Origin of the sequence: Roseobacter sinensis, from assembly GCF_025755255.1 — a bacterium.
Lineage (GTDB): Bacteria > Pseudomonadota > Alphaproteobacteria > Rhodobacterales > Rhodobacteraceae > Roseobacter > Roseobacter sinensis.
On sequence record NZ_JALIEB010000002.1, the window covers coordinates 180,625 to 194,580 of the forward strand.

12 protein-coding genes are annotated in these 13,956 nt (G+C 63.7%); 9 read left to right on the forward strand and 3 right to left on the reverse strand.

Translation table 11 applies throughout. The annotated features are described in order from the left end of the window. Positions 1–18: 18 nt before the first annotated feature. The 7 genes from MUB52_RS03775 to MUB52_RS03805 all read left to right on the forward strand — a co-directional run bounded on the left by MUB52_RS03775 (position 19) and on the right by MUB52_RS03805 (position 8,571). Positions 19–1,800, forward strand: a complete 1,782-nt coding sequence (locus tag MUB52_RS03775; RefSeq protein ID WP_263842859.1) for an acyl-CoA dehydrogenase C-terminal domain-containing protein — start codon at positions 19–21, stop codon at positions 1,798–1,800. Between the two features lie 56 nt (positions 1,801–1,856). Continuing rightward, complete coding sequence (locus MUB52_RS03780) at positions 1,857–2,069, forward strand: hypothetical protein (RefSeq protein WP_263842860.1); 213 nt, start codon at positions 1,857–1,859, stop codon at positions 2,067–2,069. A 22-nt stretch (positions 2,070–2,091) separates the two neighbouring features. Next, positions 2,092–3,249 carry an acyl-CoA dehydrogenase family protein gene (locus MUB52_RS03785; protein ID WP_263842861.1) on the forward strand — a complete coding sequence of 386 codons (1,158 nt, stop codon included), beginning with the start codon at positions 2,092–2,094 and terminating at the stop codon, positions 3,247–3,249. Positions 3,250–3,526: 277 nt separating this feature from the next. Beyond that, positions 3,527–4,165: a glutathione S-transferase family protein gene (locus tag MUB52_RS03790; RefSeq protein WP_263842862.1), complete on the forward strand. Its 639-nt coding sequence runs from the start codon at positions 3,527–3,529 to the stop codon at positions 4,163–4,165. A gap of 40 nt (positions 4,166–4,205) precedes the next feature. Beyond that, entirely contained in the window at positions 4,206–5,417 is a 1,212-nt protein-coding gene (locus tag MUB52_RS03795) for an acetyl-CoA C-acetyltransferase (RefSeq protein ID WP_263842863.1), read from the forward strand. A gap of 5 nt (positions 5,418–5,422) precedes the next feature. Further along, entirely contained in the window at positions 5,423–6,373 is a 951-nt protein-coding gene (locus MUB52_RS03800) for a hypothetical protein (RefSeq protein WP_263842864.1), read from the forward strand. Further along, positions 6,370–8,571 (forward strand): 3-hydroxyacyl-CoA dehydrogenase NAD-binding domain-containing protein, encoded by a 2,202-nt coding sequence (locus MUB52_RS03805; RefSeq protein WP_263842865.1) that lies wholly within the window; start codon positions 6,370–6,372, stop codon positions 8,569–8,571. The genes MUB52_RS03800 and MUB52_RS03805 overlap by 4 nt, the downstream gene beginning before the upstream one ends. Positions 8,572–8,578: 7 nt before the next feature. Here the strand turns inward: MUB52_RS03805 and MUB52_RS03810 are convergent, their stop codons facing one another. Both MUB52_RS03810 and MUB52_RS03815 read right to left on the reverse strand, forming a co-directional pair. Continuing rightward, entirely contained in the window at positions 8,579–9,280 is a 702-nt protein-coding gene (locus tag MUB52_RS03810) for a Hint domain-containing protein (RefSeq protein WP_263842866.1), read from the reverse strand. Between the two features lie 217 nt (positions 9,281–9,497). Further along, positions 9,498–10,178 carry a sulfotransferase family protein gene (locus MUB52_RS03815; protein ID WP_263842867.1) on the reverse strand — a complete coding sequence of 227 codons (681 nt, stop codon included), beginning with the start codon at positions 10,176–10,178 and terminating at the stop codon, positions 9,498–9,500. 140 nt (positions 10,179–10,318) lie between these two features. Here MUB52_RS03815 and MUB52_RS03820 point away from each other — a divergent pair, with 140 nt between their 5' ends. Together MUB52_RS03820 and MUB52_RS03825 are read left to right on the forward strand one after the other, a co-directional pair. Further along, on the forward strand, positions 10,319–11,950 hold the full coding sequence (locus MUB52_RS03820; protein ID WP_263842868.1) for an AMP-binding protein: 1,632 nt from the start codon (positions 10,319–10,321) through the stop codon (positions 11,948–11,950). A 102-nt stretch (positions 11,951–12,052) separates the two neighbouring features. Then, complete coding sequence (locus tag MUB52_RS03825) at positions 12,053–13,066, forward strand: hypothetical protein (protein ID WP_263842869.1); 1,014 nt, start codon at positions 12,053–12,055, stop codon at positions 13,064–13,066. A 213-nt stretch (positions 13,067–13,279) separates the two neighbouring features. Here the strand turns inward: MUB52_RS03825 and MUB52_RS03830 are convergent, their stop codons facing one another. Next, positions 13,280–13,918: a hypothetical protein gene (locus MUB52_RS03830; RefSeq protein WP_263842870.1), complete on the reverse strand. Its 639-nt coding sequence runs from the start codon at positions 13,916–13,918 to the stop codon at positions 13,280–13,282. Positions 13,919–13,956 lie beyond the last annotated feature (38 nt).

Consider the following 13,956-nt stretch of genomic DNA (forward strand, 5'->3'; position numbering starts at 1 on the left):
TTCAGGGAGAGAGACCAGATGCCCCGCTACACCGCCCCGACCAAAGATCTGCAATTCGTGCTGCACGATGTGCTGAAGGTGACCGAGCAGAGCATTCCCGGCTATGACGAGCTGGAGGCCGACTTCACCTCCGCCATTCTCGAAGAGGCAGGCAAGCTGACCTCCGAACTGCTGGCGCCGCTGAACGTTGTCGGCGACACCGAGGGCTGCGTGCTGGAGAACGGCGTGGTGCGCACGCCGACCGGGTTCAAGGCAGCCTTCGATCAGGTCAAGGAAGGCGGCTGGCCGGGGCTGGATATGCCCGAGGAATACGGCGGGCAGAACATGCCCTACGTGATCGGCACGGCGGTGGGCGAGATGTTCTCCTCGGCGAACATGGCCTTCACCATGTACCAGGGCCTGACCCACGGTGCGGCCTCGGCGATCCTCGCCCATGGCACGGACGCGCAGAAGGACATGTACCTGCCCAAGATGGTCGCCTGCGACTGGACCGGGACGATGAACCTGACCGAACCGCACTGCGGCACCGATCTGGGGTTGATGCGCACCAAGGCCGAGCCACAGGGTGACGGCAGCTACAAGATCACCGGACAGAAGATCTTCATCTCGGCCGGTGAGCACGACATGTCCGAGAACATCATCCACCTGGTGCTGGCCAAGATCACCGGCGCACCAGAAGGCATCAAGGGTGTGTCGCTCTTCATCGTGCCGAAATTCCTGGTGAACGAGGACGGCTCTCTGGGCGCGCGCAATGGCGTGGCCGTGGGCAAGATCGAAGAGAAGATGGGGATCCACGGCAACTCCACTTGCGTGATGAACTACGACGGCGCCACCGGCTACCTGCTCGGCGAAGAGCACAAGGGCATGCGGGCGATGTTCACCATGATGAACGAGGCGCGCCTGGGCGTGGGCATGCAGGGCATGTCCCAAGCCGAGGTCGCCTATCAAAACGCGCTGGACTACGCCAAGGACCGGCTTCAGGGCCGCGACGTGACAGGTGCGAAGAATCCCGAAGGCCCGGCCGATCCGCTGATCGTGCATCCCGATATCCGCCGCAGCCTGATGGATCAGAAGAGCTTCACCGAAGGCGCGCGGGCCTTCATCCTCTGGGGCGCCACGATGATCGATGCGGCGCATCGGTCGGAGGACAAGGACGCGGATGGCCTCGTGTCGCTGCTGACCCCGGTGATCAAGGGCTTCCTGACCGATCAGGGCTATGACATGACCATCAAGGCCCAGCAGGTCTATGGCGGACACGGCTATATTGAGGAATGGGGCATGTCGCAGTTCGCCCGCGATGCCCGGATCGCGATGATCTACGAAGGCGCCAATGGCGTGCAGGCGCTGGATCTGGTGGGCCGCAAGCTCGCACAGGACGGCGGCAAGCATGTGATGGCTTTCTTCGAACTCGTCAAAGGCTTCATCAAGGAGACCGCTGGCCAAGACGCCGAGTTCGACGCGCAATTCCTGGAACCACTCAAGGCGGCCAGCAAGGACCTCCAGGCGGCGGGCATGTATTTCATGCAGAACGGCATGAAGAACCCCAACAACGCGCTCTCGGGCTCCTATGATTTCATGCATATGTTCGGTCATGTGTGCCTGGGTCTGATGTGGGCGAAGATGGGCAAGGCCGCGAAAGACGCGCTCGCAAACGGGACGTCCGACGTCGATTTCTACGAGACCAAGCTGCACACGGGCCGCTACTACATGGCGCGGCAACTTCCCGCGACCGCGCTGCATCTGAGCCGGATCGAGACCGGCGCGGATACGGTCATGGCCCTGGATGCGGCCAACTTCTGATCTTGGGAGGGGTGGCCTGAAAGCCCACCCCACCTGTCATTTGTGAGGATCCGCTGATGCCAAAACCGTTTCGCCTGATCCGCCGTCGCCCGGTCGCCGTGGCCGGGGGCGTGCAGCACAGGCTGAAACGGTTTTCCGCTGATGCGGAGCTCGGCAACGGCGAGGCACTGTCTTTTCTCTCCGAGAATTTCGATAGTGTGATCGGTGAGAAGAGTGTCGACCACTGGTCGAGGGCTTCAGACGCGGAGCAGAGCGACCGCGGGAGATGAGCGCTTTTGGGGAGGGCGCCGCATGAAAGATGGACCAGACACCACCTCCGGTTGGATGACCGACGAACACCGCATGATTGCGGAGATGACGGCGCAGTTCATCACGACGGAGTGGGCGCCGCACTTCGAGCGCTGGCGCAAGCAGGGTCAGATGGACCGGGAGACCTGGACCCAAGCGGGTGAGCTCGGTCTTCTGTGCCCTTCGATACCCGAGGAATATGGCGGGCCCGGGGGCGATTTCGGCCATGAGGCAGCAATCCTGATCGAAACGGCGCGCGCCAATCTGGCCAGCTGGGGCCACGGCATCCATTCCGGTATCGTGGCGCATTACGTACTGGCCTATGGCACCGAGGATCAGAAGAAGCGCTGGCTGCCCAAGATGATCTCGGGCGAGTTGGTAGGCGCACTTGCAATGACCGAGCCCTCGACCGGGTCAGATGTGCAAGCGATCAAGACAAAGGCGCTGCGGGACGGAAACCTGTATCGTCTCTCCGGGCAGAAGACCTTCATCACCAACGGGCAGCACGCGAACCTGATTGTTGTGGCCGCCAAGACGGACCCAGGCGAAGGCTCCAAGGGGATCTCCCTGGTGATGCTGGAAACCGACGGTGCGCAGGGCTTCTCCCGCGGCCGCAATCTGGAAAAGGTGGGGTTGCACGCCAACGACACCTCGGAGCTCTTCTTCGATGAGGTCACCATCCCGCCGGAGAATATCCTGGGCGACGAAGAGGGTCGGGGGTTCTACCAGATGATGCAGCAGCTCCCGCAGGAGCGGCTGATCATCGCCTGTGGGGCCGTGGGGGCAATGCAGGGGGCGGTTGAACGCACCATCGCCTATTGCAAGGAACGTGAGGCCTTTGGTGGGCCGCTCACACAGTTCCAGAACACCCGCTTCAAACTCGCGGAGTGCCAGACGCGCACCACCGTCGCGCGCGCCTTCCTCGATCAGTGCATCGAAGAGCACCTGCGCGGCGCGCTGTCCGTCGAGAAGGCGGCAATGGCAAAATACTGGCTCACCGATACCCAATGTGCGGTGCTGGACGACTGCGTGCAGCTGCACGGTGGCTACGGGTTTATGCAGGAATACGCAGTGGCCGAAATGTGGGCCGACGCACGGGTGCAGCGCATCTACGGCGGTACGAATGAGATCATGAAAGAGCTGATTGCGAGGGCACTATGAGCGGACGGACGGCAGCTTGGGCCGACAAGCCGTGCCGCCTCCGGCGGGAGTATTTATCGACGGGTGAAGAAGCAAAGGCGCTCCGGTCTTCGGGCGTTGGCCATCCTGACCGATGCGCCTTCACCCGTCACGGTCATCGGCTCTCCAGCCTGTACCGTGAAGTCAGTCTGATGCGCTCAAGGTTAAGAAACCGTTCAAGCTCTCGGACTTGGCTGCTTCACCCGTCTCCAAATACTCAAATCCCAAGCTCTCCTCCAGCACTGAAAGACGATCACATATGACCATCCAGCTCCACTGTTTCGGCGAAAGCGGCAACTCCTACAAGGCGGCGCTCGCGCTGGAACTCTCGGGCCTTGACTGGACACCGGTCAAGGTTGACTTCTTCAACGGAGAGACCCGCACGCCCGAATACCGGGAGACCGTCAACGTCATGGGCGAAGCGCCGGTGATGATCGATGGAGACATACGGCTCACACAATCGGGTGCGATCCAGGATTACGTGTCGGAGAAGTCCGGTAAGCTGGGCGGCAAGAACGCGGACGAGAAGCGCGAGATCCTACGCTGGGTGCTGTGGGACAATCACAAACTCAGCTCGGCCGCCGGGATGACGCGGTTTCTGATGAACTTCCTGCCCGAAGACAAGCGCCCCGCAGAGGTTATTGCCTTCATGCAGGGGCGTCTCAAGGCGGCCTATGCCGTGCTGAACGACCATCTGGCGAACCGCGACTGGGTTGTGGGAGACGGTCTGACCAATGCCGATATCAGCTGCTGCGGATATCTCTACTACCCCGAGCCTTTCGGCTTCGACCGTGCGGATTGGCCGCATATCGACACATGGCTCACGCGGGTTTCCGAAACGCCCGGCTGGAAAGCCCCTTACGACTTGATGCCCGGCAGCCCGGCTGACCGCGCCTGATCAGAACACCGTGCAGTTTTGCACGAAGAGGAGAGACAAGATGACCGACGCCTATATCTACGATGCGCTGCGCACCCCGCGCGGCAAGGGTCGCAAGGACGGCAGCCTGCACGAGGTGACCGCCCTGCGCCTTTCGGCTCAGACGCTGAACGCCGTCAAGGAGCGCAACAACCTCGAGGGTCACGCCGTCGAAGACGTGATCTGGGGCAACGTGACCCAGGTTATGGAGCAAGGCGGCTGCCTGGCGCGCTCGGCCGTGCTCGCCTCCGATCTTGATGAACGCATCCCTGGGCTTGCGATCAACCGCTTCTGCGCGTCCGGCATGGAGGCCGTGAACCTCGCGGCCAATCAGGTGAAAGGCGGCGCGGGCGACGGCTACATCGCGGGTGGCGTGGAGATGATGGGGCGTGTCGCCATGGGCTCCGATGGGGCTGCGATTGCCGTCGATCCGTCGATCGCCATGGAGCAGTACTTCGTGCCGCAAGGCATCAGCGCCGATATCATCGCCACGGAATACGGATTTTCCCGTGACGACGCGGACCAGCTGGCGGTGGAGTCCCAGCGCCGGGCAAAACAGGCCTGGGATGAGAAGCGCTTTGCCAAATCCGTCATTGAAATCAAGGACCAGAACGGTCTGTCGATCCTCGATCACGACGAGTACATGCGCCCGCAGACCGACATGCAGAGCCTGGGCGGGTTGAACCCGGCGTTCCAGGCCATGGGCGAGGTGATGCCAGGCTTCGACAAGGTCGCGATCATGAAATACCCGCATCTGGAGAAGATCAACCACATTCACCACGCGGGCAATTCCAGCGGGATCGTGGATGGGGCAGCGGCCCTGCTGATCGGTTCGAAAGAGTTCGGCGAAAAGCACGGGCTAAAGGCCCGCGCCCGCATCAAGGCCACGGCAAAAATCGGCACCGACCCCACCATCATGCTCACCGGCCCGGTGCCCGTGACCGAGAAGATCCTCGCCGATAATGGCATGGATATCAAAGACATCGACCTCTTCGAGGTCAACGAGGCCTTCGCCTCGGTTGTCCTGCGCTTCATGCAGGCCTTCGATGTGGACCACGGCAGGGTCAACGTGAACGGCGGCTCCATCGCCATGGGCCATCCGCTGGGGGCCACGGGCGCGATGATCATCGGCACCCTGCTCGACGAGATGGAGCGCGCGGACAAGGAAGTGGGCCTCGCCACGCTCTGCATCGCCTCGGGCATGGGGGCAGCCACCATTATCGAGCGGGTGTAACCCACATGGCCGGCGTCACCGCCCTCACCGTCTATCAGGAGACGCTGGACATCCTGTCCCGCGCCCTGATGGAGGGGGATTGGGAGGTGGCGCAGGCGCGGATCAAGCTACCGCATCTGCAACGCACGCAGAGCATCGAGATCGTCGTGGAAACCGCCGAAGACCTGATCATCGGCCTCACGGCCTTCCGCGATGCCCTGCTGGGGCGCGGGGCCACACATCTGGTGCGGCTGGCCACGGACGCGGAATTCATGAGCGAGAACTACCTTTCCGGTCATCACGTCACCCACACACTGAACAATGCGGTGCCGGTGGTGGAGAGCTATGCCAACCGCATGGTGCTTTTGCGGGAAGACGGGCTTTGGAAGGTGCTCGAAGTGGAATGTATGCTCGACAACCCGCATTGGCCCATCCACATCCCCCACGTGCACCGCGAAGGCGCCCGGCCTGACGCGCTCAAATCGCCCGAGAATGACGCACGCCGCCAATCCGTCGACCCGCTGACGATTTATCAGAGTTTCATCGACGAAATGTCCGAGGCCAATACCGAAGATGATTTCGAGGCCTACTGCAACTGTCTACTCTTCCCCTACAGCTCGCACACGGAATCGCTGGATACGATCATTTCGACGCCAGACGAGGTGCGCCCGTTCTTCGACATGCTGCGCCAGGAGATGCGGGACAGGGGTGCGGATCGGCTGGAACGGCGCGCAGAGCGGGCCGAGTTCATCTCCAGCGATCTCATCTGCGGCTATCACGCAACCGACTTCTACGCCGGAGAGGTCAGCGTCTTCGGCCCGATCAAATCCCGCATGGTACTCAAGCGTCAAGGCACCACCTGGCACCTGAAATCCGTCACGAACTCCCTGTCTAACAACAGGTTTCCCTACAACGTCCCCAAGCCCGGAAAGGCCTTGGTGACCCTCAGAACGATCCAAGAAAGGACCCGGACATGACCGAGTTTACAAGCAAGACCGACAGCGACGGCATCGCCACGATTACCTGGGATGTGCCCGGAAAATCCATGAATGTGATGTCCTACGAGGGGCTCGCGCAGATCGACAAGCTGATGGACGAAGCCATCGCCGATGAGGCCGTGAAGGGCATCATTCTGACCTCCGGCAAAGAGGGCTCTTTCGCGGGCGGGATGGACCTGAACCTCATCGCCAAGATGAAGGCGGACGCGGGCGAGAATCCGGCCAAGGGGCTCTTTGACGGCGTGATGGACATGCACCGCCTGCTGCGCAAGATCGAGTTGGCGGGCATGGACCCCAAGACCCAGAAGGGCGGCAAGCCGATTGCCTGTGTCCTGCCGGGCACGGCGCTCGGGATCGGGCTGGAGCTACCGCTCTCCTGCCACCGCATCTTTGCGGCGAACAATCCCAAGGCCAAGATCGGTCTGCCCGAGATCATGGTGGGTATCTTCCCCGGCGCTGGCGGCACCACACGGCTGGTGCGCAAGATGGGCGCCATGGCCGCCTCGCCGTTCCTGCTGGAGGGCAAGCTGGTCGACCCGGTCAAGGCCAAGGGCGCAGGTCTCATCGACGAAGTTTCTGACGATCCGATGGCCGCGGCCCGCGACTGGGTGCTCAGCGCCAAGGACGCCGATTTGGTCAAACCCTGGGATGCCAAGGGCTACAAGATGCCCGGCGGTGCGCCCTATCATCCGGCGGGGTTCATGACCTTCGTGGGCGCCTCGGCCATGGTCAACGGCAAGACCCAAGGGGTCTACCCGGCGGCCAAGGCGCTGCTTTCGGCGGTCTATGAAGGCGCGCTGGTGCCTTTCGACACGGCCCTGAAGATCGAAGCGCGCTGGTTCACGAGCGTATTGATGGACCCGTCGTCCGAGGCGATGATCCGCTCGCTCTTCATCAACAAGGAAGCGCTGGAGAAGGGTGCCGTGCGCCCGCAGGACGTGGCCGACCAGCGAGTCAAAAAACTGGGTGTGCTCGGCGCAGGCATGATGGGCGCGGGCATCGCCCTCGTCTCCGCGCAGGCGGGCATCGAGGTGGTGCTGATCGACCAGACGCAGGAGGCCGCCGACCGCGGCAAGGACTACACCGCGAAATTCGCAGACAAGGGTATCCAGCGCAAGAAGACCACGCCCGAGAAGAAGGAACAGTTGCTTTCGCTGATCACGGCGACCACCGATCTCGAAGCCCTGCAAGGCTGTGACCTGATCATCGAGGCGGTCTTCGAGGACCCGAAGGTCAAGGCCGAGATGACACGACGCGTCGAGGCGGTGATCCCAGAGGATTGCATCTTTGCCTCCAACACCTCCACTCTGCCGATCACCGAGCTGGCCAAGGCCAGCGCGCGGCCCGAGCAGTTCATCGGCATCCACTTCTTCTCGCCGGTCGAGAAGATGCTGCTGGTGGAGATCATCAAGGGCAAAGGCACGGGTGACCGGGCCGTGGCCAAGGCGCTCGACTTCGTGCGCCAGATCCGCAAGACGCCCATTGTCGTGAATGATGCCCGCTTCTTTTACGCCAACCGCTGCATCATCCCCTACATCAACGAAGGGATCCGCATGGTCGCCGAAGGGGTGGAGCCTGCGCTGGTCGAGAATGCCGCGCGTCTGGTCGGAATGCCGCTGGGCCCACTGCAACTGGTGGATGAGACCTCCATCGACCTCGGCGCCAAGATCGCCCGTGCGACAAAGGCGGCCATGGGCGACGCCTATCCCGATGCGACCGTAGATGAGGTGATCTTCTGGATGGAAGGCGAAGGCCGCCTGGGGCGCAAGTCTGCCGCAGGCTTCTATTCCTATGACGAAAAGGGCAAACGCCAGGGGCTCTGGGAAGGTCTCGGGGCCAAGTACCCCGTGTCTGAGGAGCAACCGGAGCTGACGGACGTACAGCACCGCCTGCTCTTCGCGCAATCGCTTGAAGCGGTGCGCGCGCTGGAGGAAGGCGTGCTCATGGACATCCGCGAAGGCGATGTCGGCGCGATCCTCGGCTGGGGCTTTGCGCCCTGGTCCGGCGGCCCGCTGAGCTGGCTCGACATGATCGGCGCGCCCTATGCCGCCGAGCGCTGCGACCAGCTCACGGCCGCTTTCGGGGACCGTTTCGCCTGCCCCGATCTGCTGCGCGAGATGGCCGCCAAGGGGCAGAGCTTCTATGGCCGCTTCGGGACCACGGCAGCGGCTGCGTGACGCGCAGCTAAGGTGTGCGGGGCGCTGAGGCGATATGCCGAAGCGCGGTGGCTCTCAAGACATAGTCGGCGCCGCGCGTCAGCGCGGCCCGGACGTCCGATATACCCGCAAGAAGCGCTCTGGCCTCGGCATTCGGCATCACCGAATACAACAGCTCTGCTGGGTCGGACCCTTGAGGCGGCAGCGGCGTGGGCCGGCAGTGAAGCCGCAAGCCGCCATCGACGTAGATCACCTCCTCGGTCGCGAATTGCAGCGAAATCAGGTCAACAGGCTGGGGAGGCGGCTGTCGGGCCAAACCGCAGAACCCCTCTAGGGCGCGGGCGGACAGAATGGCAAAGGGGTCGCCCATAGGGTCCCGAACCGCATCGCACTCCAGCATAACACCCTGAGCAGGTGGCAAAACGATGGCATCGCGATTTCCGAGCGCGCCGGTCGGAACGACCACAGGCAGAGCCCTGTCCGCGACCTGCAGCGCGTCCGACCAGACAGGTGTTCGCACCACCCCCGCGACCCTCTGATATCCGTTGTCGAAGGTGAGGAGTTCCTCGCCGATCTCCAACTCCTCGACCAGCCGCCAGCCTGATTTCGCCGCAACCCGCGTACCGGGCATGATCCCTTGAACGGAGCTGGCCCGGGCAGTGGCCTCGGCCTCCGCAGGTGTTTCGGATCGGGATGGCCGTATGCTGAGATTGACGCTCCATCCATACATGACGATCTGCCCCAATGATCGGTGACGGCGGACGGACGATCGCGACCTTGCCCGCGCGATGTGCAACGCAAGCGGCGTCACGGCCGGGCCCTGTTCGCCCCTTCCATGCCCGGCAGTGTTCCCAGAAAACAGCCGGGTTTGCCACAGCCGAATGACGCTGAACGCGCGCGAACATCAAGAAAAATAGGGGTTTGCGACGCTATGATTGTGCGCCCGCTTACACCTTCGTGTCTGGCGGGAGCCTCGGCGCAGGATCGAAGGCGTACCCGAATCGCACGATGTCTTCCGCGCAAATATCCTGGACAAGGTCCCGGCTTTTCGCGTCATAGACCGTGCGATAGTCGGCGGGTCTGGTGGAGGCATTCACATGCGGCAGCACCAGCGCAAACCCCAAATGCTCGATCAGCGGCTGCGCATCCGCGTCGAAATGCTCGAGCCGGATGTAAAGGTCGCAGCGCTCCGCACCTGTGGCGTCCTGCATGTAGCTGCGGGCCGGCGACTGGCGCAGGCTGGTCTGGATCAGTGGCTCGGCGAGAAACTCGGCAAAACCGCGGGACTTGGCCACAGCCACCGCCGGATGATCGAAGCTTTGCACCCGCAGCCAGTGGTAGTAGCTGACGAGCCGATCCCAGGGGTTGCGCACCAGCGTGAAGGTGAACATCTGCGCGATCTCGTCCGGGCTGACGACCCCGTCGATGTCCGCCAGCGTCGCGTGTTTCCAAAGACGTCCGCTGGGGCGCAGATCCGTGAGCCGCCGCCTCCGGCGGCGGGCTTTCGGTGTGTCGCCGATCAGCAGATCGTCTTTCATCGCCCGCGCCTCCAGGGCCGTTGCCAGCGAGGTGCCACCGGTTTTCGGAATATGAACGAAGATATAGCGCCGCCCGCGCGAGATGATCACGGCCGCGTCCCGTCGCCCGGTCGATTGGCTCTGAGCATTTTCCAAATGTAAGACAATTGACTTTCCAAAAGACGCGATACCACTATCGTCATAGCCGGGCCGGGCGCGGCGTGCCAACGGCAAACGGGAGGACAATAGACATGGGCTGGATGAATGACGAAACCGGGCTGGAAAAATGCGCCGCAAATTACGTGCCGCTGACCCCGCTGTCGCATCTGCGGCGGGCCGCGCATGTCTTTGCTGACTACCCGGCCGTGATCTACGGCGCGCATCGCGTCACCTACACCCAGTATCACGCGCGCTGCACCCGGCTCGCCTCGGCGCTGGCGGCGCGCGGCGTGACCCCCGGCGACGTGGTGGCGACGCTTCTGCCCAACGTGCCGGCGCAAGTCGAAGCGAGCTTTGGCGTGCCCGCCAGCGGGGCGGTGCTCAACACGATCAACACGCGGCTCGACGTGGATACGGTGGCGTATATCTTCGATCACGGCGAGGCCAAGATCGCGCTCGTCGACAGCCAGTTTCTGGCGCTCGCCGAAGCCGCCTGTGCGCAGATGGACGGGCCCGCGCCCAAGCTGATCGAAGTGCCGGACGCAGGCGCGGGGCATGCCGCCTCGGGCCAGCACGACACCTATGAGGAGATGCTGGAGGGCGCGGACCCCAGCTTCGACTGGGTACTGCCGCAGGATGAGTGGGAGAGCCTCGCGCTCAACTACACCTCCGGCACCACGGGGCGGCCCAAGGGCGTGGTCTATCATCACCGCGGGGCGTATCTGATGACCATGGGCACGGTGGTGAGCTGGCGGATGGTGCTGCACCCTGTCTATCTGACCATCGTGCCGCTTTTTCACTGCAATGGCTGGAACCACACCTGGATGATGCCGCTGGTGGGCGGCACGATTGTCTGCTGCCGCGACATCACCGCTGCTGCGATCTTCGGCGCCATTGCGGAGGAAGGGGTGACCCACCTGGGCGGCGCGCCCATCGTGCTCAACATGCTGGTCAATGCGCCCGAGGGCGAGCGGCGCAGCTTCACCCACGAGGTGCAAGTCTTTACCGCAGGCGCCCCGCCGGCGCCTGCCACGCTCGCCAAGATCGAAAAGCTCGGCTTCAATGTCACCCAAGTCTACGGCCTGACCGAGACCTACGGCCATGTCACGGAATGCCTGTGGCGGGGCGCGGACTGGGACGAGCTGGAGGGCCCCGACCGCGCGGCGATCAAGGCGCGACAGGGCGTGGCCTTCCCGATGATGGAAGACATCGCGGTGCTGGATGCCGGCATGGCACAGGTGCCCAAGGACGGCGTGGCGCAGGGTGAGATCATGATCCGCGGCAATTCGGTCATGAAAGGGTATTACAAGAACCCGCGGGCCACGCAGGAGGCCTTTGCGGGCGGCTATTTCCACTCCGGTGACATCGCCGTGCAGCACGGTGACGGCTATATGCAGATCGCCGACCGCGCCAAGGACATCATCATCTCGGGTGGCGAGAACATCTCTTCGGTGGAAGTCGAGGGCGTCCTGATGGGCCATGACGACGTGCTGCTCGCCGCAGTTGTTGCAAAGCCAGACGAGACGTGGGGCGAAGTGCCCTGCGCCTTTGTGGAACTGAAACCCGGTGCCACGCCGGATGCTGCGGCCCTGATCGCCTTCGCCCGGCAGACGCTCGCCGGTTTCAAGACACCGAAACATGTGATCTTCGAAGAGCTGCCCAAGACCTCGACAGGCAAGATCCAGAAGTTTGAGCTGCGCAAGCGGGCGCGCGGGATGGAATGACGGGGAGGCGGTGGCCTGAAAGCCCACCGTACCTGCCGGTTGCCCGGCTTGCCGCACCGATGATAGGTTACGGCAAAGCCTAAACGAGCAGTCGCATCCGCCATGACGGCCCTGAAAAAATACGCCCGGCTGGAAGCCAGCGGCCTTTGGCGCGCAACGCCGGAGGACCAGCGGCGCGAGGTGATCGTCTCTATCGGAGATGCGACGCTGATGATCTCCGACACCCGTGACAGGGCGCTGACCCATTGGTCACTGGCGGCGGTACAGCGCGCCAATCCCGGCAAGCGACCTGCGCTCTACTACCCCGATGGCGATCCCGGGGAAACGCTGGAACTGGGCAACGGCGAGGCACAGATGATCGACGCGATCGAGAAGCTGCGGCGCGCGGTCGAACGCAGCCGGCCGCATCCCGGACGCTTGCGCTGGCTTGGCATGGCTCTCTCCGTTGGTGCGGTCGTGGCGGCGGGCGTTTTCTGGGTACCACAGGCGCTGACCGATCACACCGTCGCCGTGGTGCCGCAGGTCAAGCGGGCCGAGATCGGGGATGCGCTCTTGCGACGGATCGAGCGGATGACCGGCCCGGCCTGCCGCGACACCGCCGGGCAACGCGCGCTGAGCACGCTGCGCGCGCGTCTCGGGGCCGATCGCATCGTCATCCTGCCCGGCATGCGGCAGACCAGCCTGCATCTGCCCGGTGGGCAGATCCTGCTGAATCGCGCTCTGGTCGAGGACTTCGAAGAGCCGGATGTGGCTGCCGGGTTTGCGATGGTCGAACAGAGCCTGGCGCGCGCGCAGGACCCGCTGCGCGACCTGCTAGCGGTCAATGGCACATGGGCCAGCTTCCAGCTTCTGACCACCGGTGAGCTCGACAGCGAGATGCTGGACAGCTACGCCGAACATCTGTTGACGCGCGACAGCACCTTGCCTGATCCGGAGAGCCTGCTGCCGGTGTTCACCGCGGCCCAACTGCGCAGCACGCCCTATGCCTACGCCCGCGACATCACCGGCGAGGCGGTGCTGCCGCTCATCGAAGCCGACCCGATGCGCGGCAAGGCGCCCAAGGCGCTGCTCAGCGATGCGGACTGGCTGCGTCTTCAGAGCATCTGCGGCAGCTAGAGCGTTTCGCCTTTGGCCTGAGACAAGATGTATCACCTCTTGCGTTGAGTTCATTGAAATCAGGTAGCGATAGGTGGTTCGAGCTTGAGGCGGATTGCTTTGGAGCGGTTCGATCTGTCTCTGAAACAACCTGATGGCCGTTGGCGTCCGGTCGACAGGCCGCAAGAAGGGCGTCTACCGCAGAGACAATGCGGCACGCCTCGCAGCGGTCCGTCAGTCGACCAGGTCGCGCGGGGTCGTCTGAGTCCAGATGCGCTTCATGCGGGCATGGCCCGCGAGCGTCTGCTCGGTGCGGCGCGGGTTGAGCCGATCATCCTCCCAGACCGAGCGGTAGCCTTCGGGGACCTTCACGTCGAGCGTCTGGCCGCGCCGTTCATACACATGGCGCGGCATCACACGCGTGGTCTGGCTGACGCCCTTCGCCGCGGCGTTGGCAGGCGTGACGACCGTGCCCACCAGCCCGGGCTCGGCGCGCCGCTCGGTGATGCGGCCCGCGCCGGGGTTGCGATTGGGCACGCCAGGGCGCGCCACCAGGGTGGCGGGGCTGAGCACAAGGACACCCGGTGCCTGCGCATCGGGCGCCTGCTGCGGCGCCGGTGCGCCTGCGGCGAAGGTGGGTTGCAGCCCGCAGACCAGCCTGCGATCGCGTGTGACCCGCGGCACCCAACGCACCGCGCCATCGAGGCCTGCACGAATGAACGCGCAGCCTCTGCTGTCCACATACTGGCGGCCCGCGTAGCTCGCCGGCGGCAGTTCGCGGGGCACGACGCTTGTCTGTGCCGCGGTCCGCTGCGCTGCGATCCCCAGCGACGAAACAGTGGCAACTATCGCGAAAATCCTTGTGACCGTCATCTGATACCCCAAAAGGTTGAGTGCGGACGATGCACGAA